At 42.3% G+C, this 24245-nt stretch carries 20 protein-coding genes and 1 tRNA gene; 12 read left to right on the top strand and 9 right to left on the bottom strand.

Features of this window, described 5'->3' with window-relative positions; translation table 11 throughout:
* The first annotated feature begins 117 nt into the window (after window positions 1–117).
* Window positions 118–1800: a bifunctional 3,4-dihydroxy-2-butanone-4-phosphate synthase/GTP cyclohydrolase II gene (gene ribBA / locus FIS9605_RS0113430; protein ID WP_026733048.1), complete on the top strand. Its 1683-nt coding sequence runs from the start codon at window positions 118–120 to the stop codon at window positions 1798–1800.
* A gap of 112 nt (window positions 1801–1912) precedes the next feature.
* Here ribBA and FIS9605_RS36995 read toward each other — a convergent pair whose 3' ends face one another.
* Complete coding sequence (locus FIS9605_RS36995) at window positions 1913–3037, bottom strand: N-acetylmuramoyl-L-alanine amidase (protein ID WP_082209755.1); 1125 nt, start codon at window positions 3035–3037, stop codon at window positions 1913–1915.
* A gap of 187 nt (window positions 3038–3224) precedes the next feature.
* Between FIS9605_RS36995 and FIS9605_RS0113420 the strand changes: the two genes are divergently transcribed.
* Window positions 3225–3941, top strand: a complete 717-nt coding sequence (locus tag FIS9605_RS0113420; protein WP_026733047.1) for a class I SAM-dependent methyltransferase — start codon at window positions 3225–3227, stop codon at window positions 3939–3941.
* Here the strand turns inward: FIS9605_RS0113420 and FIS9605_RS0113415 are convergent.
* Both FIS9605_RS0113415 and FIS9605_RS0113410 read right to left on the bottom strand, forming a co-directional pair.
* Entirely contained in the window at window positions 3934–4809 is an 876-nt protein-coding gene (locus tag FIS9605_RS0113415; RefSeq protein ID WP_026733046.1) for a CPBP family intramembrane glutamic endopeptidase, read from the bottom strand. The two genes, FIS9605_RS0113420 and FIS9605_RS0113415, sit on opposite strands and share 8 nt — an antisense overlap.
* Before the next feature lie 304 nt (window positions 4810–5113).
* The gene (locus FIS9605_RS0113410) at window positions 5114–5554 is read right to left on the bottom strand and encodes an AbrB family transcriptional regulator (protein ID WP_026733045.1); all 441 of its coding nucleotides are present in this window, start codon (window positions 5552–5554) and stop codon (window positions 5114–5116) included.
* Window positions 5555–6940: 1386 nt separating this feature from the next.
* Here FIS9605_RS0113410 and FIS9605_RS0113405 point away from each other — a divergent pair.
* Window positions 6941–7945: a succinate dehydrogenase/fumarate reductase iron-sulfur subunit gene (locus FIS9605_RS0113405; RefSeq protein WP_026733044.1), complete on the top strand. Its 1005-nt coding sequence runs from the start codon at window positions 6941–6943 to the stop codon at window positions 7943–7945.
* 72 nt (window positions 7946–8017) lie between these two features.
* Here FIS9605_RS0113405 and FIS9605_RS0113400 read toward each other — a convergent pair whose 3' ends face one another.
* The 4 genes from FIS9605_RS0113400 to psbX form a co-directional block, all read right to left on the bottom strand.
* A complete protein-coding gene (locus FIS9605_RS0113400; protein ID WP_026733043.1) occupies window positions 8018–8545 on the bottom strand; it encodes a TolB family protein in 528 nt (175 codons plus the stop codon).
* 144 nt (window positions 8546–8689) lie between these two features.
* Window positions 8690–9253, bottom strand: coding sequence for a TolB family protein (locus FIS9605_RS0113395; protein ID WP_026733042.1), 564 nt, complete (start codon window positions 9251–9253; stop codon window positions 8690–8692).
* A gap of 47 nt (window positions 9254–9300) precedes the next feature.
* Complete coding sequence (locus FIS9605_RS0113390; RefSeq protein ID WP_026733041.1) at window positions 9301–10227, bottom strand: Ycf66 family protein; 927 nt, start codon at window positions 10225–10227, stop codon at window positions 9301–9303.
* Window positions 10228–10508: 281 nt separating this feature from the next.
* On the bottom strand, window positions 10509–10628 hold the full coding sequence (gene psbX, locus FIS9605_RS40955) for a photosystem II reaction center X protein (RefSeq protein WP_072032389.1): 120 nt from the start codon (window positions 10626–10628) through the stop codon (window positions 10509–10511).
* A 205-nt stretch (window positions 10629–10833) separates the two neighbouring features.
* On the opposite strand from psbX, the gene FIS9605_RS0113385 reads away from it, so the two are divergent.
* Entirely contained in the window at window positions 10834–11127 is a 294-nt protein-coding gene (locus tag FIS9605_RS0113385) for a YggT family protein (RefSeq protein WP_026733040.1), read from the top strand.
* Between the two features lie 192 nt (window positions 11128–11319).
* Here the strand turns inward: FIS9605_RS0113385 and accC are convergent, their stop codons facing one another.
* On the bottom strand, window positions 11320–12663 hold the full coding sequence (accC, locus tag FIS9605_RS0113380; protein WP_026733039.1) for an acetyl-CoA carboxylase biotin carboxylase subunit: 1344 nt from the start codon (window positions 12661–12663) through the stop codon (window positions 11320–11322).
* 413 nt (window positions 12664–13076) lie between these two features.
* Here accC and FIS9605_RS0113375 point away from each other — a divergent pair.
* From FIS9605_RS0113375 to tilS, 6 genes are all read left to right on the top strand, one after another.
* Window positions 13077–13157, top strand: a tRNA-Leu gene (locus tag FIS9605_RS0113375).
* A gap of 174 nt (window positions 13158–13331) precedes the next feature.
* Window positions 13332–13976 (top strand): chorismate lyase, encoded by a 645-nt coding sequence (locus tag FIS9605_RS0113370; RefSeq protein WP_026733038.1) that lies wholly within the window; start codon window positions 13332–13334, stop codon window positions 13974–13976.
* A gap of 788 nt (window positions 13977–14764) precedes the next feature.
* Window positions 14765–16504 (top strand): DUF3352 domain-containing protein, encoded by a 1740-nt coding sequence (locus FIS9605_RS0113365; RefSeq protein ID WP_026733037.1) that lies wholly within the window; start codon window positions 14765–14767, stop codon window positions 16502–16504.
* Between the two features lie 247 nt (window positions 16505–16751).
* Entirely contained in the window at window positions 16752–17813 is a 1062-nt protein-coding gene (gene ccsB, locus FIS9605_RS0113360) for a c-type cytochrome biogenesis protein CcsB (protein ID WP_026733036.1), read from the top strand.
* Window positions 17814–17924: 111 nt separating this feature from the next.
* The gene (locus FIS9605_RS0113355) at window positions 17925–18233 is read left to right on the top strand and encodes a KGK domain-containing protein (protein WP_026733035.1); all 309 of its coding nucleotides are present in this window, start codon (window positions 17925–17927) and stop codon (window positions 18231–18233) included.
* 769 nt (window positions 18234–19002) lie between these two features.
* Window positions 19003–20028 (top strand): tRNA lysidine(34) synthetase TilS, encoded by a 1026-nt coding sequence (gene tilS, locus FIS9605_RS0113350; RefSeq protein WP_026733034.1) that lies wholly within the window; start codon window positions 19003–19005, stop codon window positions 20026–20028.
* 50 nt (window positions 20029–20078) lie between these two features.
* Here tilS and hmpF read toward each other — a convergent pair whose 3' ends face one another.
* Window positions 20079–21836, bottom strand: a complete 1758-nt coding sequence (gene hmpF / locus FIS9605_RS0113345; protein ID WP_026733033.1) for a pilus motility taxis protein HmpF — start codon at window positions 21834–21836, stop codon at window positions 20079–20081.
* A gap of 636 nt (window positions 21837–22472) precedes the next feature.
* Between hmpF and FIS9605_RS0113340 the strand changes: the two genes are divergently transcribed.
* A complete protein-coding gene (locus FIS9605_RS0113340; protein WP_026733032.1) occupies window positions 22473–23711 on the top strand; it encodes a response regulator in 1239 nt (412 codons plus the stop codon).
* Window positions 23712–23876: 165 nt separating this feature from the next.
* Window positions 23877–24242, top strand: coding sequence for a response regulator transcription factor (locus FIS9605_RS0113335; protein WP_016876361.1), 366 nt, complete (start codon window positions 23877–23879; stop codon window positions 24240–24242).
* The last annotated feature ends 3 nt before the right edge of the window (window positions 24243–24245 follow it).

Raw genomic sequence — 24245 nt, 5'->3', positions numbered from 1 at the left:
TTGCAGATGTGGGAGTGTCAACAAATCATTGCTTCTCTCACTCTCAGACCTTCTAAAAAAGGTACAATTTAACGAAAAGGATTTGTTAAAAAAATTTACTTTTGGTAGCTAACATCTGTGTCTCAGTCCAAGACAACTTCAACCCAAGCCTTTGAATTTGATTCAATTGACGCCGCTTTGGCAGATTTGAAAGCTGGCCGTGTCATTGTGGTAGTAGATGACGAAAACCGAGAAAATGAAGGGGATTTGATTTGCGCTGCCCAATTTGCTACTCCAGACACGATCAATTTCATGGCGGTGGAAGCGCGGGGGTTGATTTGTCTGGCGATGACAGGCGAGCGTTTGGATGAACTAGACTTACCCTTGATGGTGAGCAATATTACAGATCCAAACCAAACTGCTTTCACCGTCAGTATCGACGCCGCGCCCAATTTGGGAGTTTCTACTGGTATCTCCGCAGAGGACCGCGCTCGTACGATTCAGGTTGCAATTAACCCAGCGACAAAAGCTTCAGACTTACGTCGTCCGGGTCACATTTTTCCCATTCGCGCTAGGGAAGGAGGTGTGCTCAAACGAGCAGGTCATACGGAAGCAGCTGTTGACTTAGCGCGACTAGCTGGATTGTATCCAGCTGGGGTAATTTGTGAAATTCAAAACCCGGATGGTTCAATGGCACGATTACCCCAGTTAATCCAGTATGCCAAGAATCATCATCTGAAAATTATTAGCATTGCGGACTTAATTAGCTATCGCCTCCAGCACGATCGCATTGTTATTCGCGAAACTGTTGCTGACTTACCCACCCAGTTTGGTCTTTTCCAAATTTACGCTTACCACCATACCCTCGATAACACCGAACACGTTGCCATTGTCAAGGGAAATCCTTCGCAGTTCGGTAATAATCCTGTAATGGTGCGGATGCATTCCGAATGTTTAACAGGAGACGCACTGGGTTCTCTGCGTTGTGACTGTCGGATGCAGCTACAAGCAGCCCTGAAAATGATTGAAAATGCGGGTCAAGGTGTGGTTGTATACCTGCGGCAAGAAGGACGGGGAATTGGACTAATTAATAAGTTAAAAGCCTACTCATTACAGGATATGGGGCTAGATACAGTAGAGGCAAACGAACGGTTGGGATTCCCTGCTGACTTGCGTGACTATGGTATGGGAGCGCAAATCCTCATGGACTTGGGCGTACATAAGATTCGTTTGATTACCAATAATCCCCGTAAAATTGCTGGCTTGAAGGGCTACAGCTTGGAAGTAGTCGATCGCGTGCCACTATTGATTGAATCGAATAACTACAATTCCAATTACCTAGCGACAAAAGCGAAAAAGCTGGGTCACATGCTGTTGCAGACATATCTGGTAACAATGGCCATACACTGGCAAGACGACCCACAAGTGATCGCAGAACGCTACGAACGCTTGGAGAAACTGCGGCATTTAGCGAAAAGTCACGATCTACTGTTGCAGGAAGAAGCACGTCCTTTGGCGATCGCTCTATTTGACAAACCTTCTTTAACAGTACATTTAGGATTTGACCAACCGCGACTGGCAGCTCATGATTGGTACAAGCAAAAAAGTCATCCTTACGTACAGGCGATCGGGCAAATTCTTGATTACGTAGTGGCTTTACCTTACATCCAAAAGCTAGAATTTTTAATTTCTCCCGGAATCGATCCCTTAAGTAATTTGCAAGTGCAATTGGATCGACAAACGTTTCCTTTCGGTACATTACCTTCCTCAATTTGTTGTGAGCATCTGGAAACGCAGAAAATATATAGTTTTAGTCGCTAATTATTCTCAAATCACGTCTAATGTGAATTCATAAAGGTGGTAATGGGTAATGGGAAAGAAAACTACCTCTTCCCCAATCACCAATCACCAATAGACATCTGGTAGAAATTAATTATGCGTTACCCAAAATCCTTGTAGAGACGCGAAATTTCGCGTCTCTACATTCTTTTTCGGATAAAATAGTAGCTAGTATTTCTGACACAGCAATTTTTGCCTGTTGTTTTTTATCCCTATTGATGGCGAGCGGTTGACGGAAGGAATGAAGTAAATCTAAAAACTTATCAAAATCAAAACTTCTTGGGTCAATTCTCGTACCAGAACGATCTACTGCACGGTGAGTAGTAATACGAGCATCAGGAACCTGACTTTGAGCTATTAACCAAGCCAGCGAATAATATTGAGCATCAGTGTAACCTAGATGAGTTGGTTCTTGATTCCGACCTTCCGGTGGTGTTTCTAAAGAGACATGATAAGCAAAATTATTCACAGATGGCTCTAAATTTGGATTAGTTTGTATGGTTTCCGACCCATTCGGCCCATCAAAAACTGAATTACCTGCGCCAAAGGCTCGCTTGTCTGGCGGGACTATATAAATAACTGTCCCATCTAGCGTGATTAAGGCGTGGTAACTCACTTGTTGATTCTCATCATCATGAGCTGTTTGAAAGGTGTTAATAGCGCTGGATGCAGAATCACCAGTCTCATGAAGTACTATGATTGCTTGATTGTTAATAGACTGACCATTAATGTCTGTAACATAACGCTCTCCATAGTTGCTTGGATGAGCCAAGGCAACTTCATATCTGGGCGTATACTGTTTAAAAGCTTCAGTAATTTTGAACGAGTATCGAGGAATTTTTTGAAGTTTACTCCCTTGGTTGCTTGTTGATTTAAGTTGTGCCTTAGACTTGGAATTTGCAATAGACTTGACTGATGATTCAGGCAAATCTTGACGTTTGTCATCTTGTTTGTTAGCTGATTCAATTTGTGTCTTGGAATTGGGAGTTGAAGTGGACTTGACGGATGATTCAGATAAATCTTGAGGTTTATCTTCTTGCTCTTTCAGCGCCTGCATTTGCACATTTGCTGGACTCCAAGCAGGATATTCTGAATTTGGATTTGATGTGATTTTGCTATCTGGTTGTAGTTTTACTCTGCCGATCGCAATGACAACGATCAGGGTAATGAGCATCAGAGATATCAATAGCAATCTATTTATCCAGACGCTGAAATTCATGTGTTTAAAGATTTTTAAATTGTTGAAATTGATATTAATATATTCGCTATACTAAAAGATTGGCTACTGCCATACTATGAGAAATACCATAATTTAAACCAGAAATTAATCTTTCTACAGAGCTATTTCAACCGATGCCCTAAAGTGGTTAGATTACAAACAAAATCTATATTGCGACGAATATCATATGGCTTCATTTCCTGCTTGGTATTTCGATGAATCTAAGATGGCAGGCATTGACTTTGAGGATATAGCCCAAGTTGAAGCTTTTGATCGTAGGCAAGCATCAAGTACCCCAGAAAAGGAGCAGGCTTTAGTCAGGCGACTGGGAATTTCTTCTGGGCATACTGTTATCGATCTCGCAGCAGGCACAGGAACCTTTGCAATTCAGGCTTCACTCAACGGGGCTTCTGTAGATGCTGTTGATATTTCGCAAAGTATGCTGGCTTATGCTCGCTCAAAAGCTCAAAAAGTAGGTGCTACCAATATCAATTTTCACCAAGCTGGTTTCTTAACTTATAAACACAATAACAATTTGGCTGATTTTGTCATCACAAAAGCTGCCCTTCATATTCTGCCAGACTTCTGGAAGATAGTTGCTTTGGTGAGAATGGCTGCGATGCTGAAACCCGGCGGTATTTTTTACTTACGTGATGTTATATTTTCATTTCCACCCGCTGAGTATGAAACCTCGATTAATGATTGGATAGAGCGATCGGCAAAGCCCAAAGATGAGGGTTGGACAGTCCAAGATTACCAAATGCATGTACGGGAGGAACACAGCACGTTTGCATGGATTATTCAAGGTATGCTAACGCGGGCAGGGTTAGAAATTACAGAAGCGAACTACCCTACACCCACTCTTGCTGAGTTTTTATGTATTAAGTCAGTCTCATCTATTTGAGATTATGGTGATAAAACAACCAAAGTATTACCGCAGTCAGCAGTAAACATGCTATCCCCGCTAGCCCAGCTAGGGGTTTTTTGTTTTTACCTGTCACCCACTCGGAAACTTTATCGCTGTAATTAATTAGTTGTGCTGTATCCAAGCAGGCGATCGCCCATACCCATCCAGCATGCAGTCCCCAAGCTATACCTAAATTGCCGCGATCGCTAAACCGTGCCAGTACTAACACCATTCCCATCAACCACAATCCAGGAAGTTGCGGTATGGTTTCTCGTTGTTCCCAAACCAAATGTAGTGCAGCAAATATCAAGCTAGAAATGATCGCTGCCACCCAAACTGAATAATTCAGTTCTAGTTCGCTGAACAGGAACCCGCGAAAAACTAACTCTTCTATGCCACCCACAAATAAAGCTATCAACAAAATAGGTAGCAGAATAGATGGTAATTGCTTGATATTAGACTCTTCAAATCTGCACCATCCCAGCCAAAATTGCAATGCAAACACCACAACAAGGCTCAATATTCCCAAGCCAAAGCCCACTGCCAAAGAACCAAGGATGGAAATATTAGTAAGGAAGCCGTAATTAGAGAAAGATGTTTTGGTCAGCCAGATAGCAGCCCACAAGATCAAGGGTGCTAATAAATAAAGCGAGACTAGTAAAGGTAACTTTTGATTTGGTTGTAAAGGTTTGCCGGGTTGCCATTTAAGTGCCATAGCCAATAAAGCTGCTATTGGGAACCAAAATCCAGCCCAAGCAATAAAAAAAGCCATCACCACAACCAACCCTGGTGCATTTTCCAGAAATGACTGTAAATTCTGGACTGATGGCTCAAATAACGCTATCAAAATACAATTAAAAAACACGACAGACTTCTTGCTACCATAAATTTCTTGCTTGACGAGAGAAAAGCTAGCTATGTTTCTGAGCAATTTTTTATCGGGAGTAGCTATGCGATCGCTTCATTATGCTCCCACTTATTGCTGGTTTTATTCTGCTTTTCTCTCTACTTAGTCAAGCTTCTACCAAGATTGGTAATTTCCGCAAGAGGTCTAATCGTATTTTTCCGTTTGAAGAAATATTCAAACTACAGCAACCAATTTTTCATCTTGTCTAGAGAAAAAGTTATGGAGAACTCACCATTAACTTTACCCCTAGCATTAGAAAAATTTACTCATCTTCTTCAATTTCTTCGTCTTCTTCCTCTACTTCGGTATCTAGTTCCAGCGGGGTTCCTTTTTTATCAGTGTCAACTTGAATTAGGTGAATGTGCTTGTATCCCAGCTTAATTTCAAATTCATCACCAGGCTTTAAGCCCATTGCTTTAGTATATGTTGCACCAATTACAATTTGACCGTTTTGGTGAACACTAACTCGATAAGTAGGTTCACGACCACGGCCATCTTTGGGTGCTTCTGGACTTAGGGGAATTCCCCTAGCCGATAGCAAAGCATCATAAAAATCTGTGAGATTGACTCGTACCTGGTTATTTTTTGTAACTGTATAATAACCACACTGTTTTGCTCTTTCTCGACGTGGTAAGCTAGAAAGCTCTTTGACTTTTGCAAGCAGTGCTTTTCCGGTTAATGGTGCGGTTGCAGTTTCAGTCATTACGCTCAAAATATCCTTAACTCTCTCCAAACTATTTACAGAGTTTACCTATGCCAGCGTTTGGCATTTCGACATTTGCACAAAGCCACTAGCAACCCTACCAAAAGGGTAGATCCCTGTTTATAACAAACCAAAATCCTTTGTTATGGTTGATCACCATCTATTCGAGGTATGGCTGCCACAGGTATTAATTTCGGTAATTTTACGGCACTTTTAACCATCATTTGCCATCGAAAATGAAATATTTTTCTTTTCTGACGCTACTGCGACGGTGTAATTTTAAGCCATCTTTACAAATTGAGGAGGCAAAAAGTAGTAAGAGTTTTCTTCCCCCTTTATTGCCGTTGAGTTCTACCACTACAACTAAGTTGTAGACCCAAGAAGTTGCAGGATTTAACTTATGCTTACTCCCAAACTTAGGACAGCATAGTATTTATGTAAGATTGCTGGGCATATACCCTTTTATCCTGCCAACAGAGACGAAATATTTTACGTCTCTACATCACGAATAAACAAAACGGTATTAGCCGCACTTGCACGGCTATTTATACTGGTTTTGTTACCTCGTAATTTTATATTAAATACTAGCATGCAATCATAATAGCAAAATAATTGTTTAAGTTTGAATTAAACTTACTGCTACACTTTGATCTTAATCTACGATCTTCAGAAAGCAAAAAGCGGTGAGGATTTTCCTCCCGCTTTATTGCCATTGTGAGTATTGAGGTATGGCTTTTATAAAAATTCATCTATTTTAGATAAGCAATTTTGGCAAGAGAGTTACATACTAGAGTTTGTTGATTGAGAGGAGCCAAAAATCTGTCAAAGTATTCTGTCGCTTATTCATTACCTCAAGATGTTCATCAAAAGCTAGAACTATTCTATATAACCAAAAAAATTGCCACTTTGCGACCTATTAAGGCATTTTTCCTGTTGGCGGTTGACTTTTGTTAATATCAACATACAGTTATATCCTGTAGGTGATTGAGTGTAGAGGTTGACAAATCTGTCGTCAAACCCATTTAGAGCTTTTAAAACTAAGATTTACATGTTGATCCCCAAACCAGAATCAGTAGCTCTTTAATTATCAGCATGTTAACAGCTAGCTTTGAATTAAGGGCAACAAGAGTATAGCTCATGGGGTAAGCAACCTGCCTGTAGGAATAATTAGACCTCTTGTAAAAGTAACTTTTGCTAGAGATGGGAAAAGGTGAAAGGCTAGTTTTAAGGGAAAAGGGCAAGGGTTAAAGGGTAAAGGGATTTTATTAATCCTTTTACCTTTCAACTTTCCCCCTTCCCCCTCATAAATGTCCCTTTTGGCGACTTGTTGCAAGAAGTCTATGTTTTTAGGTAGATGTAGTAATTTCAAGACTTAGGTTAGTGGCAATGGAAGTAGTTTTTAAGGTAATTCGGCAGCAACAAAATTCTTCTCCTGTTGTGCAAACTTACCTTTTGCAAGCAGAAGCAGGTAATACAATCCTTGATTGTCTCAATCGTATTAAGTGGGAACAAGATGGAACTTTGGCGTTTCGCAAAAATTGTCGCAATACAATTTGTGGTAGCTGTGCTATGCGAATCAATGGGCGTTCAGCCTTAGCTTGTAAAGAAAATGTTGGCAGCGAAATTGCCCGATTGCAACAGCTAGCAGCACAAACAAGTAATACAAATACTATTCCAGAAATCACCATCGCGCCATTAGGCAACATGCCCGTGATTAGGGATTTGGTAGTGGATATGAGCAGTTTTTGGAACAACCTAGAGGCGGTTGCTCCTTACGTAAGTACAGCGGCGCGACAAGTACCAGAAAGAGAGTTTTTACAAACACCAGAAGAGCGATCGCGCCTCGACCAGACAGGCAATTGTATCATGTGTGGAGCTTGCTTCTCTGAATGCAATGCCTTTGAAGTCAATCCCAGCTTTGTAGGCCCTCATGCTCTGGCTAAAGCTTATCGCATGGTGGCAGACTCCCGCGATAGCGAAACTGAAAATCGATTGGAAAAATACAACGAAGGTACTAAAGGAGTTTGGGGTTGTACTCGTTGTTTTTACTGTAATAGTGTTTGTCCGATGGATGTTGCTCCATTAGATCAGATCGCTAAAATTAAACAAGAAATTCTCACACACAAACAAAAAACTGACAGCCGTTCAATTCGTCATCGCAAAGTATTAGTAGAGTTAGTCAAAGAAGGTGGGTGGATTGATGAAAGGCAATTTGGTTTACAAGTAGTTGGCAACTATTTTAAAGACTTGAGAGGATTGCTTAGTATTGTACCCCTAGGTTTACGGATGCTAGCTAAGCGTAAATTCCCCCTCTCATTTGAGCCTTCCGAAGGAACTCAACAAGTGCGATCGCTCATCGAGGCTGTACAAAAACAAGAAGGTAAGCAATGATTAATGATGAATTATGAATGATGAATTATGAATTTTAATATTTCATCTCCATCATTCATAATTCATAATTTTTTAACGCGGATCTTGTGGCACATTTAATGGTTGCCCAGAACGGTTATAAACTAAAATATCCCACTGCCCATTGTTACTGTACTCAAAGGCAATTCTAGCCCCATCAGCGCTAATTGTAGGTTTGCGGACTTCTGCTTGCAAATTGGCAGTCAAATTACGTGATTGCCGTGTTTCTCTGTCATAAAGAAAAATAGCCACTCGTCCTTGACGAGAAGCAGCAAAAACAATGTAACGACCATCATCAGAAACACTGGGATGAGAGGCGATCGCATCAAAAGAATTTAAACCAGGCAAATCAATCAAACTGCGAGTCACCATATCAAACATATAAACATCTTGGCTACCACGTCGGTCAGAAGCAAAAACAATAAATCGCCCAGAAATTTGGGGACTTAATTCCGAAGCAAGACTGTTAAGACTCCTACCTCCGGGATCGAAAGGATAACTCAATAGACGAGGATAGCCACCACAACCAGTTAATAAACTTGTTAGGGTAAATATAGGTATAAAAATATAGTGTTTAGTCATTAGTCATTAGTCATTAGTCATTGGTTAGTGGTTAGTAGTTAGTAGTTAGTGGTTATTCTCCCCACCTCCGGTTCTCCCCACCTCCCCATCTCCACTCCCCCACAGCCCCCAACCCCAGAGGGGGCCCCTAGCCCCCACTCCCAACTACGGTGGGAGTGCAGTTATAGTTGCACCGTTAGGAATATCTAACTCGATCTCTGGGCCTCGGTCTAGTACTTCTATATCCCACTGACCGCGACTGGCAGTTTCAAAGACAACATAGCGCCCATCTGGACTAATATTGGGATTTCTTACCCAACCGCGATATACGGGGGTAAGGATTTGTGACTGTTGCGTAGCGCGATCGTAAAGCGCCACAACTGGTCTACCTTGGTCGCTAGTAATATATGCTATGTAACGTCCGGTATAGCTCAGGCTGGGACTTTCAACAATTGTCTCCGGACGGTTTAAGCGTGGTGTACGCAAAAAAGTTTGCTGCTGCAAGTCGTATAGCAATAATTGATGAGTGCCATTACGAGTTGAAATAAAAGCCAAAAGCCGACCATTTCCACTCAAGGTCGGTTGCTCTTCTGTGTAGCGACTATTGAGGGAAGTTGGTCCAATAGGAATATTTTCAGGACTACAGGATACAAGCAAACTGGTCAAACCAAAAAGTAGACTCCAACTAATTTGTCTTTGGAGCCAAAACATCGGTGTAATTTTTTTCACCTCAACAGTTTTTTGTCACCTTTTTTGCAACCTCCACATTAGTTTACTTATACATCGTCATCAAAATTAACCGAATTATCTGACTCGTCTTCTGAGCGATTCATCGGTTTGTATTCCACATATTCTGTAGAAATGACATCATCGTCTTGACGCTCAGGTCGAGGTTCCGAACTGCTGGGCGGACGGCGTCTTCTTGGCGGTCTGGGTGTAGTATCTGCAATATCATCGCCGCGATTTTCTGGACGGGAAGAACCATTAGTTCCACGACGAGGAGGTCTTCTTTCTTCGCTAGCTGAGCTATCCCAGTCATCAGTTATTTTGGAGGAAGTACCCCAATCATCCTCAAATCTTTCAGGAGTACGAGTTACCGGACGTGTAGCGCTACGACGACGGGAAGATCTTTCGTTAGGTTCTGGTTTCTCAGTACCACTGCGACGTTCTGGACGGCGGGGGGGTTCATCTTCATAATAATCTTCACGCGATGAACGGCTTTCCCTGCTACCTGGAATGCGAGGACGGGGGCGTTCCTCCTCATATTCATCATCGTAAGGTAGTGGTTCTAAATCATAGTCTACCTGAGCCTTATAGGGAGATCTCTTTTCATATTTATAGCGGGGGCTAACCTCTCGCTCATCGTCTACAATTGGCGTGTTGCGCTTGGCTTGCTGAGTAGCTATTCCCCGCAGACGAATACTTTCAACTGCGAAAAACACAGTTGAACCTACCAAAAGCAACTGACCAAATTGTAGAATCGGGTCTAGTCGCCATCCTTGGAAAATGAGAATAAAGCCGCAGAGCAAACCTACAGCAGCAAAAAAGATATCTTGATCTCGCGAGAGTTCTGGACGTACGGTGCGAAGGAAATACAGGGCTGCCCCAGCCACAGCCAGGAAAATTCCTAGAATACTGGCTGAGTTCGCCCCAAAGTTTACTTGAGCCAGAACACTGGCTGAGTTCAGCCAAAAAGTTACCATTGTTCTTTTCCTAATATCAAATCTATGTTAGCGAGTCAGTATTTAAATCTCTACTCTAACAACACACAAATATATTGTAGAGACGCGAAACTCAAGGCAGTGCGTACAGAGCTTTTTTGCCCGTGCAACTGCCGTCGCGTCTCTACATTATCACCCAAAGTTAAAAAGCCACTATCTGTCAACGTGGTAGAAATTACCCTCAGACAGATAAATGGCAGCAATTAGGCAATAAACCGACTGACAATTGGTTTTGAGAGTCAAATTGACTCCCGCAAGTATTATTATGAACGCTGGATTTTATCTTTTTGGCTAATAAAAATCAATCCCACAGTTATGGGGATAACGACAATCACAGTACCCCAAGCCAGGCTCCAAAGGAAATTTGATAAAGAAGGTGTCATAGTTTTCAACCTTTGTTTACAGACTGTATCCTAATTTTAATGGTCTATTAGACTGTTCGAGCAACACCATATATTTTTCCATATGTGCGGAGGGGCGATCGCATTTGGCTAGAATGAAAATGATATAGCTTTACAAAGCTTAAAAAAAATTTCCTGCTTTCTTGGCCCAGGTATTCTTTTTCACAGAGAGTGAGAAGCTCAAACAATGACTGGTGTTAACATTACTGCTTGGATTCTCGGTCTAGGACTGGGATTAATGACACTTTTGTTTATTTTCCGCATCATTCTAACTTGGTATCCCCAACTAGATCTAAATCGTTTTCCCTTGAATCTAGTAGCTTGGCCTACAGAACCCTTTTTAGTACCGATGCGGAAGTTAGTACCACCTCTAGGTGGGGTAGACATTACACCCATTATTTGGGTTGGCATCTTCAGTTTTCTTAGGGAAATTCTCCTTGGTCAACAAGGACTGCTGACTATGATGTCTCGGGTAAGTTAGGGGATTGTTGGTGGTTGGTTGTTGGTGGTTGGTTGTTGGTGGTTAGTGGTTAGTGGTTAGTAGTTAGTGGGCATGGGGCAAAGGGCAAAGATAATCGTTAAATCCCAATTCACTTCGGCCCGATTCCCAATGCCCAATTCCCAATTCCCAATTCACTTCGGCCCAATTCCCAATTTCCCATCCCCCTAGTCCCTAATCTTGCAGTTCTTGCACGAAATTGGTGTATACATCACCCTGCAAAAATTGCGGGTTTTCCATAATTTTTTGATGGAACCCGATGGTTGTGGGCAGTCCTGTAATTGCACACTCCTGTAGCGCCCTTTTCATGCGGTTAATGGCTGTAGGACGGTCTTGCCCCCAAACAATTAACTTACCGATCAGAGAGTCGTAATACGGAGGAATTTGATAATCGGTGTAGACGTGGGAATCAATCCGGACACCAGGACCTCCTGGCGGAAGATAGCCGCTGATTTTTCCAGGAGAGGGACGAAAGTCATGGTCGGGATCTTCGGCGTTAATCCGGCATTCGATCGCATGACCCCGTAAAACAACTTGGTCTTGAGTCAGCTTAAGTCTTTCTCCTTGAGCAACACGGATTTGTTCGACAACCAAGTCTACCCCGGTGATCATTTCTGTAACGGGATGCTCAACTTGAATCCGGGTATTCATTTCCATAAAGTAAAAATGACCGGAGGGATCTAGGAGAAATTCGATCGTTCCTGCTCCCGTGTAGTTGATAAACTGAGCTGCTTTGATCGCTGCTTGTCCCATTTTTTCGCGCAGTTCTGAGTCAAGAGCAGGACTGGGAGCTTCTTCAAGAAGTTTTTGATTGCGGCGTTGAATAGAGCAATCCCGTTCACCCAAATGGATGACGTTACCGTAGTTATCCGCTAAAACTTGAAATTCTATATGCCGGGGACGCTCGATAAATTTTTCTAAATAAACCCCGGAATTACCAAATGCTGCTCCTGCTTCGCCTTGTGCGGCTTGAAAACATCTGACGAATTCGCTTTCTGAGCGTACCAGACGCATACCCCGTCCGCCACCACCAGCGGTAGCTTTAATCATGACGGGATAACCAATTTTTTTGGCGATCGCTAATCCTTCTTTTTCCGACTCTATTAACCCATCACTACCCGGTACTGTAGGTACTCCTGCTTTTTGCATGGTTTCTTTAGCTGTAGACTTATCTCCCATTAACCGGATAGCTTCTGGAGAAGGGCCAATAAAGGCAATATGATGGTCAGCACAGATTTCTGCGAACCGAGCATTTTCTGCTAAAAAACCATAACCAGGATGGATGGCACTGGCATTGCGCGTTAAAGCAGCAGCAATAATATTGGGAATATTTAAATAACTTTTACTGCTAGCGGCTTCGCCAATGCAAACCGCTTCATCCGCAAGTTGGACGTGGAGTGCATTGCGGTCAACGGTGGAGTGAACCGCTACAGTCGCAATCCCCATTTCTTCACAAGCCCGGAGAATGCGAAGTGCGATTTCTCCCCGATTAGCAATTAAAATTTTGTCAAATTTCATCTTCTAGCTTCGATATCAGTTAAGTTTTAGATTGACATTCTCTCCCAGCAAATTTTAATCAACGCTTTCGCCTGATTTCAAAATTATGACAGGAGATGATATAGCCTAAGGCTTTGCTTCACTGCCTTAACGGTTTTTCGCACTTACTACCAACATCACTGCCGCTAGTCTTTGCTTTCCACTCCAAGCCAGAGGAGCGCACTGTGATTTTACAGTTTAGCGAGCTTCTGTTTGATGGTAGACAGGCGTGGCAAGCCGTATACGTCTGTTAGACTCGCTATGCCCATTCTTGTCAGTCTGATATATCTATTTGAAAAATTTTGTGCATATGAACTCTTTAAATTAGTGAAAAATTAAGTATGACTCCACTATAGTGATTTTGTTGTGCTATATTTAATCTTCAGGACAACCTTGCGGATGTGGCGGAATTGGTATACGCGCACGTTTGAGGGGCGTGTGGCTTTGCCTTGCGAGTTCGAGTCTCGCCATCCGCATTTTTTATGTGGCTAGAAACTGGTCACTATATATAAGTATTTGAAATAAGTATCAGAGATTTGTTTTACACTAATCTCTAGCTGCTAGCCCCTGGGTTCCGATCTCTCCTATTCCTCTTGGGCAGCTATGTTTTTTATGCTTTCATAGAGATAGGTGAACTTTTGTAAAGAACATTGACTGCTACTTTTACACCGACAAACAACTTAGCATTGCCCACGGGGTGGCATCGCCTCACTCCGATATGGCAAGGTGGGGAGGAAGTTATTCAACAAAGTTTGCCCCACACTCAACTAGCACCAGCTTGGCAGTTGCTACTTTTAGGCGATGGCTCCCCAACAAGACATTTACAGTTGCTCACCGGTGAGCCAACGGAAGTGGATGTCATTGACATGTCATTGATTGGCATGGACTTAGATGGCGCACCCGATTTGATCAAAGCCGTACCAGGGCCGAGGCTGCGGCGACAGGTGTGGCTGCGTACCGCCTCTGGCCAGCGGTTGGCCTATGCCACTTCATGGTGGGAAGCCTCTCATGTAGATGAGTATTTACAAAATCGTTCATTGCCGATTTGGGCTAGTTTAGCTCGTCTCCGCACAGAGTTATATCGCGATGTCCAGGGAATTTACTACGGTTACTCAGATGCTTTAGAAGCTGGCTTTGAAGAGACTGGCCCTTTTTGGGGACGGCATTACTTGTTTTGGCATCATGGACAGCCTTTAACTTTAATTTATGAAGTTTTTTCACCTTATTTAACAAAATATTTGGGGTCAATGCAGTTAGTGCAAGAAGCCAAAAATCAAGAGGCAGTAGACGCTTAGCAACAGATCTATTAGTAGGCGGAGGTTTGTAACATCCACCACATATACCTTTTGTTTATTTTTAGTTTAGAACTCAGTAGTCGCAGCCTTACGGTGAGGATGATACGCGATCGCCAAACCCAGCCCTAACATCATAAATAGTGTGGGATGCTTAAAGTTTTGCTCAAATCCTCATAGGATTTACTTGATCAATCGACTCTAAAATCCTGTTTTCAGAATAAAAAAATAATTAGCGTTTGCTGATAACAGAATTTCATCTCATACCAATTCTTCAAAAGACTTTACACTTTATCTTAAAACGCGCTTAAGACCCCAAGTTCCGTATCACTTCACTGAATTGTAGCTATAGAGGTAAAATCCTTGGAATCTGGAATTGTAATCCCATATTTTGAGTTGGTTTAACTCAACTCAGACTATGTTTATAAATCCTTGAATTTTCGTAAAGAGATGTTTGTACAGAATGTTTTTTCTGTCACTGGATGACGGTGAAACTGCTGAGAAATTACAGTTTTGTCAGGACATGTTATCTTGTCAGAGTTTCTAAAATGAAGGATTTATCACCAAAATTCAAAACAAAACCGAAAAATGGAAAATCGCTACAAAATCATGACTAATAAGTAAGGTGGCAATTTGAGAAAAAAGTGGTAGTTTATTACGGAAGTATAATCACTGTCTAGAGTAAATAAATAAAATAAATATAATTTACACTCCCCATGCTGGAGAAATATTTTGGTTTACTTTGCCAACAAAGCAAGTAACGAATTCGCGATGATGAGGTATTTGTTTCAATGGCGCTGCCCGTTGTATCTGCTTTGATGAAGAATAAGAAAAATAAACCAGCTCTGGTACTAACACTTTCGTCAGCGGGTTTATTGATTGGTGGTGGTGTAGCAGCATACTGGCTGTTAACACAAGGACAACCTTTTGCTAGAGATTTGCCAGTAGGTGCAAATATAATTCCCCAAGATGCCCTGTTCACGGTTTCTCTAAGTACCGACCCCGGACAATGGCAGAAATTCCGGGAACTTGGGACAAAAGAAACCCAAGTCGAACTTGATAAGAATCTAGTGCAGTTGCGCGATCGCTTTCTCACCAACAATGGTTACGACTTTCAAAAACATATCAGTCCTTGGGTTGGCGAGCAAGTCACGATCGCCATTCTTGCCCCAGAGGCAACCAAACCTGCACCCAACCCTGTAGCTACTGATGGCAGTAGTGTTATGAATCAGCAGTCTTTGGTAGTAGTACTGCCGATAAAAAACCCCGAACGAGCTAAAAGCATCTTGGCACAACCTAAAGCCCTGAAACAGGGTAAATGGATTGACCGCACCTATAAAGGAATCGCTATTAAAGAAACCGACTCGACATCAACAGAAAGCTTGTCAACAGCAGTCCTAGATGGGCGCTTCCTGATCGTCACCGATAGTCCGAAAACCACAGAACGAGCTATTACTGCCTATAAGAATAAGACAACATTATCCAAAACAGCAGGTTTTACCGATAATTTTCCTAAAATTGCTACTTATCAACCTTTTGCCCAGTTTTATGTAAATGTGCCTTACTCTGCCAAAATTGCTGCTGCATCCGGTAATCGTCATTTGCCTGCTCAAGTGCTGGCACAGTTGCAGAATAATCAAGGTTTAGCTGGATCAATTACCCTGGAGTCACAAGGAATACGCATTAAAGGTATTTCTTGGTTAAATCCCAACGGTCAGCGCGTACTGGCAGTAGACAATAAAGCTGGGAATATGCAAAAGCGCGTGCCAGCTGAAACTTTAATGATGCTGTCTGGCGGTAATTTACAGCAGTTGTGGAAAGATTACGTTTCCACCTCCCAAGGAAATCCACTCTCGCCCTTTCCACCAGAACAACTGCGGGCAGGTGTGAAATCTCTGATAAATCTCGATTTAGAGGATGATTTGCTGAGTTGGATGGGTAATGAATTTTCTGTCTCAGTTATTCCCTCTAGTCCCAAAAATGGTTTATCAGACGATTTTCGTGCTTCCTTAGTATTCATGGTACGAACAAGCGATCGCGATCGTGCAGAGGCATCTTTAAAACAGATCGATGAAGTCATGAAAACTCAATACCAATTCCAGATCCAGCAAAAGACAGTGGCAGGTAAACCAGTTGTCAATTGGATTGGAACATCGGGTATCTTAACCGCCACCCACGGCTGGTTAGATGAAGATGTTGCTTTTCTGGCGTTTGGTGCTCCTGTCAGCGATAAAATAATCCCTAAACCCAGTAACACATTAGCTAGTACTCCTCAATTTCGAGAAACAGTTCCTTCAGAACCCGATCCTACAAATGGTCACTTTTTCTTAGATGTAGAACGTACGGCAAAAAATTTTCCTCTTCCGACCTTATTACCAAATCAACAATTATTATTATCAGCAACACGCTCAATTGGTGTAACAACTGCTGTTAGCGATAGTCGTAGTAATCGTTACAACATATTTCTAGCACTCAAAAAAACCAAAGGAGTAGCCCCTCTGCCTAGTCCCTCAATCAGAGGAGAGGAGTAGGAGAGTGGGAGATGGGGAGATAGGGAGATGGGGAATTGGGAATCGGGCATTGGGAATCGGGCCGAAGTGAATTGGGATTTAACGATTATCTTTGCCCTTTGCCCTATGCCCCTTGCCCACTAACTACTAACTACTAACCACTAACCACTAACCAACAACCAACAACTAATCACTAAACGCCCCGAAACAGATAGGATCAGAACTGTTAGAATTCACACTTTTAGGAATCCATAGGGGAGAATACTGTATGAATCTGGTGCAACTCCAGAACTGGCTAGACAATGCCTCCTTTGCTGTTCTCTTCGCCACGATGCTGGTTTATTGGAGTGGGGCAGCTTTTCCCAATCTGTCCTACCTGCCAGCTTTGGGAACCGCAGGAATGGCGATCGCGAATTTATGCATCGCCACCATGTTAGGGGCCCGATGGCTAGAGGCTGGCTATTTCCCTCTCAGTAATTTATATGAGTCCTTGTTTTTCTTAGCTTGGGGGATCACCACCATCCATCTCATTGCCGAAAACAACAGCCGTAGCCGCTTGGTGGGAGTTTTTACTGCCCCCGTAGCGATGATCATCACTGCTTTTGCCACTCTTACACTACCATCCCAAATGCAAGTGGCAGAACCTTTAGTACCTGCATTGAAGTCGAATTGGCTGATGATGCATGTCAGCGTGATGATGTTGAGTTATTCCGCTTTGCTGGTAGGTTCACTACTGGCGATCGCTTTCCTCGTCGTTACTCGCGGGCAAGATATCCAACTCCAAGGTAGTTCTGTAGGAACTGGTGGCTATCGCAGCAACGGTTATCGCTTGCAGAAAGCAGGTGAATTAGTTTCTCAATCACCAGCACTAGCAGCAGAAAATAATGGTGCTGCCCGTTATGAAACCACTAGCAACGGTAAAACCGCTGTTTTGGATACGGTACTAGCACCCGTAATCGAAAATCCAGAATCCAATATCCAAAATTCCGAACCCCTCTCACCCCAGCGCCTTAGCCTTGCCGAAACTCTAGACAACATCAGCTATCGCATCATCGGATTAGGATTTCCTCTCCTCACGATTGGTATTATTGCTGGTGCAGTTTGGGCTAACGAAGCCTGGGGTTCTTACTGGAGTTGGGACCCTAAAGAAACCTGGGCACTGGTTACTTGGTTAGTATTTGCGGCATATCTCCACGCCCGTATTACTCGCGGTTGGCAAGGGCGTCGTCCGGCCATTTTAGCTGCCAGTGGTTTTGTTGTTGTTTGGGTTTGCTATTTAGGAGTCAATCTTTTGGGTAAGGGTTTACACTCCTACGGTTGGTTCTTTTAGTAACCTCACCCTCTAACCCCCTCTCCGCAAGCAGAGAGGGGGAAAATATATAGATTGGAGATTAGCCACAATTTCTTGGGAACTATAAATTTAGTTACAGGAGATTGATTTATGAATTATGGATGGGAAGCGCTGGGTCAAGATGATGTTGTATCAATGAATTCTGGTCAAATTTTAATGCCTCACCCTACATTCAAAGTAGATGAATTTACGGCAAGGATGAAACAAGTCTTGTCAGGACTCGATGAACTCAAGCAGAAGTGGTTGGGCGAAGGACAATCATGTGAAATCCTGAAACCAGGTGCTAAAGACTGGCAAAAAGGAAAAATCCGTATCACTTTAGAATTTTATCCTGACGAACCAGAATCACCACTTGATGAGCTTCGTCAGCAACTAGAACAAATAGAGCGATCGCAGTAATATCATAGGGTAAAAAATGCTAGCCCTGTGATGATATAGCCAAAAGTATTCAACCATAAAAACACAAAGACACCGAGGTTTCACGAAGTTACTAATCTTGGTGTCTTTGTGTCTTAGTGGTTCAATGATGATTTTTGGCTGAGTGAAATTTATACTAAGCAAAATTAATATTTTGAACTTTTTTAGCCAAACAAACTTAGTTTCAATTAGTTATTTATCACAATATTGGTGGCATAAAATATCTAATTTAGGCTGGGAATAAATTCAGTAATATTATCATGGCTCTAGTATTAGATATACCATAAATTATGTTTAAAAGTATTTAATACTACAGGGGCACGCCATGAAAAAATTAATATTTATGGGATTGATATTATGTTACGAAGTTCCAAACCTACGAAAAATATTCTGCAATATGGAAAAAGCAGAAGTTTTTGGACTCCCAGCAACACTGTGCTGGGCATTGTATTTCTAATCATCCTACCAATTTGCGCTTTTACTACCTTTTCTTCATTATTCACCTTATTCACCTTATTCACCTTCAGTTACGACTCGCACCACCCTACATCAATTCCTTGGATAAACAATGCATCTCAATGTCAACGTACTCACAGAAGTTGGCATCATAACAAGTGTTGGGATCATGAACATAGTCCTATGTTCTGAATAGGTATCCACTCTGAAAGAAATTTTATTTATCCTACATGCCAATACAATAGAAAATTATCTGCGTTTATCTACGTCCGTCTGTCTGCCTTGCGAATTCAAAATGGTATGGACTCCTCTTCATGCAAAAATCCATCGCACTATCCGATCGCGTCAACTATTTGAACGCAACCAACGCCTACTAGTTGCAGTGTCCGGCGGACAAGATTCTTTGTGTTTAATCAAATTACTTTTAGATTTACAACCAAAATGGGGATGGTATTTAGGCATTGCCCACTGCGATCATCGCTGGCGTTCAGACTCTCAAGCTAATGCTCAACATGTTGAAGGCTTAGCGAAAAATTGGGATATTCCATTTTATTTAGAAATAGCTCACGAGCCTTTAAATAGTGAAGCTGCCGCACGCGATTGGCGGTACAAAGTTTTAGGTGCGATCGCCCAGCAGTATAATTACAATTGCATCGTTACAGGTCACACAGCCAGCGATCGAGCAGAAACTCTGCTTTACAACTTAATTCGCGGTACTGGGGCAGATGGTTTGCAAGCTTTAACTTGGCGACGTTCACTTGTTGATGGCATTGCGTTAGTGCGCCCACTTTTAGAAATCACTCGTACAGAAACAGGTCAATTTTGCCAAGACTTCCAGCTATCAATTTGGGAAGATTCCACAAATCTTGATTTCAAGTATACCCGAAACCGAATTCGCCAAGAACTGATACCATATCTGTGTGAAAATTTCAATCCTAAAGTAGAATCAGCCTTAGCTCAAACAGCAGAACTACTGCAAGCAGAAGTGGAATATTTAGAACAAGCTGCCCAACAGTTGCGGGAAGAGGCGATGAGGGGAGGAGTGGGAGAGTGGGAGAGTGGGAAATGGGGAGATAAGGTAGGAATTGCCTACTCTTCATTTCCCTTTAAACTAAATCGTCGTGTATTGCAGAAAGCGTCAATTGCTTTACAACGTCGTGTTATGCGACAGATATTACAACAAATACTTCCTATAGCTCCGAGTTTCGAGCAAATAGAAAAACTCACAGCCTTAATTACAGCACCAAATCGATCGCAAACAGATCCATTTCCTGGTGGGGCGATCGCGCAAGTAGAAGGCGATTGGATCTGCATTAAATAATCAATGATAGAAAAAACAATTCATAATTCATCATTCATCATTCATAATTTTTATGTTGCCGCCAATTCTGGTTGAGAAATCAAACTAAGAAGAACCTGGCGCATCTGAGTAATAGCTTGGAGTTGGTAATCGCCAGTTTGTTGAACTTGAGCTAAAGATTCATCTATGCCTTGCAGTTTCTGCCGCAAACTATCTAGGGAATCCTGAATTGGTTGCAATGCTTCTTGATACAAATTCACTTGACCCAAGCATTCAGCCGTTGCTGTTCGCAAGGATAGCAGGTTTTGCTCCATTGTTTGCAGTTCTTGGCGCTTCATTACCTGCTCTTGAGTTTGCTGCTCAATTGTTAAGAGTATTTGTTTAATGCTAGTCTGTAGCTGCTCAATCTCTTGTTCTAGATTTTGCAGTGCTTCTGACTGTTGTTGTCGCTGCTTTTCAATTTGTTCTAGTATCGGGTTTAAATCTAATTTCTCATCTTCTTGGACATTAGCAAGAGTTTGTCCTTGCCGCCGCAGCAGTACTGTTTTATGTTGCCTCAGAAGTGACTGACGTTCAAGCAAATGACGACGTTGTCCTACCAAAGTTTCGTTCAGCATTTGGTAGTGGTCTTTTTCATCAATCAGTTCGGCTTCTAATTTACTCTGTTCATCTGCCGATGCTTGATTTATCTTTTGTTGTAGTTCTTCTATAGTTTGTTGCTTATCTTCGAGTTCTTGTTCTTGTTCTTTAACAAAGCTTGAATCTATATTTAGCTTCTCCTGCAAGTCCTGCACGATCTTTTGCAGTTCTTCTAGAGGCATTTTCTCTAAAGCTTCAATATCAACTTCTGGACTTGCAGCATCACCAGACTTTGCTGCTAAAGATTGGATCTGCTGATATAAATCGTCCTGGTATTGCAACTGCTCTTTCAGAATCCGAGCATACTCTTGCTTGCTGTTGAGAGTGGCTGTGTTCGCTTTTAAATCGGCTGTTTGTTGTTCCAAAGAATTTTGAGCTTGCTGCCATTCGTTTTGTAGCTCCAAGAAGACTTGCGATAAGCGCTCCACTTCCGCCTGTTGTTCATCAACCGCCGTTTTTTGCTGCTCTAGTTGTTGCCAATGAGGGTTGAGAACAGCTTGCTGTTTCTCCACCATTTCAAATGCCAGATGCAGGTTTTCCCGCACTGTTTCTGTGGGAGCAACACTACTAGAAAGGCGATCAAGCAACTCTTTGAGCACTCGACTTTGCTCTTCATCAACTACAGTTCCCTGCTGCAACTGTGCTTGACATTCTTCCAAACGATGCTGCTCACCGCGCAAATGCTCCCAAGCTCCTTCCAATTCCTGACGGTTGCGCTCAATTTCTTGTTGCAACTTTTCTATGTCAGCACGGGACGTTTCAACTTCCTGTTTTTCTGCATCCAAACGTTGAAACTCATCCTCCATTTGTTGCAATTGTTCCAAGCGCGTTTCCATCTCCATTTCGCGGCGGTTGAGTTCCTGCGCTTGAAACGTCAGCGACTCTTTCCATTGGTCAATTTCTTCTTCCTTGACCTTAAACTTTTCTAACTGACGGGAAAAATTCTGCAAAATGTTCACTATGGGGCGTCCCGCCTCTTGAATTCGCTGCACTTGACGCTGAGGATTTAGTTCTACCAATACGAGCGCGCCATCATTTAATTTATTGGCTTCCTCAGCAGCTATTACTTCTTCCGATACGGTACTCCAACTCTGGTCTGTCCGCTGACAAGCCAGCAGTTTCAATTCCGTTTTGCCACCACCACCAAGTAAACTGCCTTTTTGTTTTTGTACTTCTGCTAAATACAGCACACCTTTAATCCTTTTGATGCACTTAATGGCCGTGTTTTTGGTTATACCTTAGATAATTACGTTAATCTGTCTTATTTAACCTAGATTCTAGGTAAACAAGACAGGTAGAAGTTATATATAGACGCGAGATATTACGTCTTGATATTTATACAACCAAATCGTTGCTTCTTTAATATTTTGTACTGCTGCCAGTTATGATGACTACCGTGTTATCACTCACTTAGTTTAAATACATTACGGAAAATTAACTTTTTTTGAATAATATGTAGATTTGCAGGGGGTAGGGGCTAGGAGTACCCCTGTCAAGGTGTAAGTCTTGGAAATGGATTTTTCTTGGTGTCTTTGTGTCTTGGTGGTTAAGAAAATTTATTTTTTCACCACATAGACGCGCAGCGGTGAGTCAGCGCGTTCTTGGGGGTTTCCCCCATGAGCGACTGACGAACCCGGAGGGCTTAAGGCAGGGTAGGCACAAAGACACAAAGAAAACTCGATGTTGAAGGTTGCACCACCAAAGGGCTAGGGCTAGGAGCTAGGGCTGGGGGCTAGTAGTATAAAATTATTCACTAATTCCTAATCCTAAAAAGCAAAATTAACTAAATAATGTAAATAATATTACAAGGAGCGCCTTTTTACTAAATGCAGGGAAATTTAAATGAAATTGATATCCGCAGTATCCTGCAATTGATAGAGTTGGGGCAGCGCACTGGGCAACTATTTGTAGAAGCTTGCAGTTCTGACAAAGGTTCCAAGCTAGGTGTAGATGACACAGCTAGTCATTACCCTGCCAATAGCAACAAACAACAGTCTTGGCTTATCTTTTTTGTCAATGGTCAAATTATTTATGCAGCCAATGACTATAATAGTTTATCCCGGCTGAGTGATTATTTGCGTCACTATCAAGTCAAGGTACAACTGGACGAACAACAACTAGCCTGCTTGGGAACGCTGAATACAGCTGAGTATGACTATTTGTGGATGCTATTAGAGCAGAATACGATCAAGCCAAAACAAGCTTGCAGTATCATCCACTGCTTGGTGCATGAGACTTTGTTTGACCTGTTAAATTTACACCAGGGTAGTTTTATTTTTGAGGTGGATTCAGCAATTACCCCACAATTGACTACCTTGGAAATCGCTCCCTTACTTAGCAAAATTGTTAAACAGGTGCAACAGTGGAAGCAACTGTACCCATATATTCAGTCCCCCGAGCAATTTCCTGTGCTTGCTGACATAGTGAAGTTGCGTTCTTCACTACCAAAGGCAACGGTGAATAAGCTACAGCATTGGGCAGATGGCAAAACCTCCCTGCGTAAATTAGCCCGCTATCTCAACCAAGATATCGTGACTGTCGCCAAGGCAATACACCCATACGTACAACAAGGTTGGGTACAGCTTGTATATTCAGAAACAGCAAATTCACTGAAGGACATACAAGATAAAACCCTGCCCTTAGAGCAAAGCAGAAAGCAACGCATCCTATGTATTGATGATGCAACCAGCATTTGTACGAGTATAGAAACTATTTTGAAAACAGAAGGTTATGAAGCGATCGCTCTCACTAATCCCTTAGAAGCTCTCAGTCTGGTTTTTCAACTCAAACCCGATTTAATTTTTTGCGATATTGCGATGCCGGAATTGAACGGGTATGAAATTTGTGCTATGCTCCGCCATTCTCAAGCTTTTCGATTCGTACCAATTATCATGCTTACTGCCAAAGAAGGATTTTTAGACCGAGTGCGAGCAAAAATCGCGGGAGCAACCGATTATTTAACAAAACCATTTGGGAATACTGAATTAGTAATTCTGGTAGAGAGATATCTCAACTCTCGCAAGAATAGAGTAATAAAACATACACAGCACTTGTTGATCCGGTAAAAGATGGAGTAAAAAATATTATCACAGAATCAGGCAGCTTAAGAACAACCTCTATTATCTAGTACAAGTGAAAAATAGAATTATTTTATACACTAAATGCTTGCGGGTAAATCAGGGAATATTCCCAAGGGGAACGTCTATATCAGGAGGTCGATAGGGGCATTTATGAGTACAGTTCTGATCGTGGAAGACAGTATCGCCCAAAGGGAGATGATTACAGACCTCCTGAAAGCAAGTGGCTTAACAGTAACCCATGCCAGTGACGGATTAGAAGCGTTAGAAGCAATTCAAACCGCTCCTCCCGATTTAGTAGTATTAGATATTGTCATGCCCCGGATGAATGGTTACGAAGTTTGCCGTCGGTTAAAATCCGATCCAAAAACCCAAAACGTTCCCGTGGTAATGTGTTCTTCCAAAGGCGAAGAATTCGATCGCTACTGGGGGATGAAGCAAGGTGCAGATGCCTATATAGCTAAACCATTCCAACCTACCGAGTTGGTGGGAACAGTCAAACAACTGCTGCGAGGATAAGGA

This window comes from Fischerella sp. PCC 9605 (genome assembly GCF_000517105.1).
GTDB lineage: Bacteria > Cyanobacteriota > Cyanobacteriia > Cyanobacteriales > Nostocaceae > PCC9605.
Note: the sequence above shows the minus strand (reverse complement) of the source record. Positions and strands in the feature narration are given on the sequence as shown.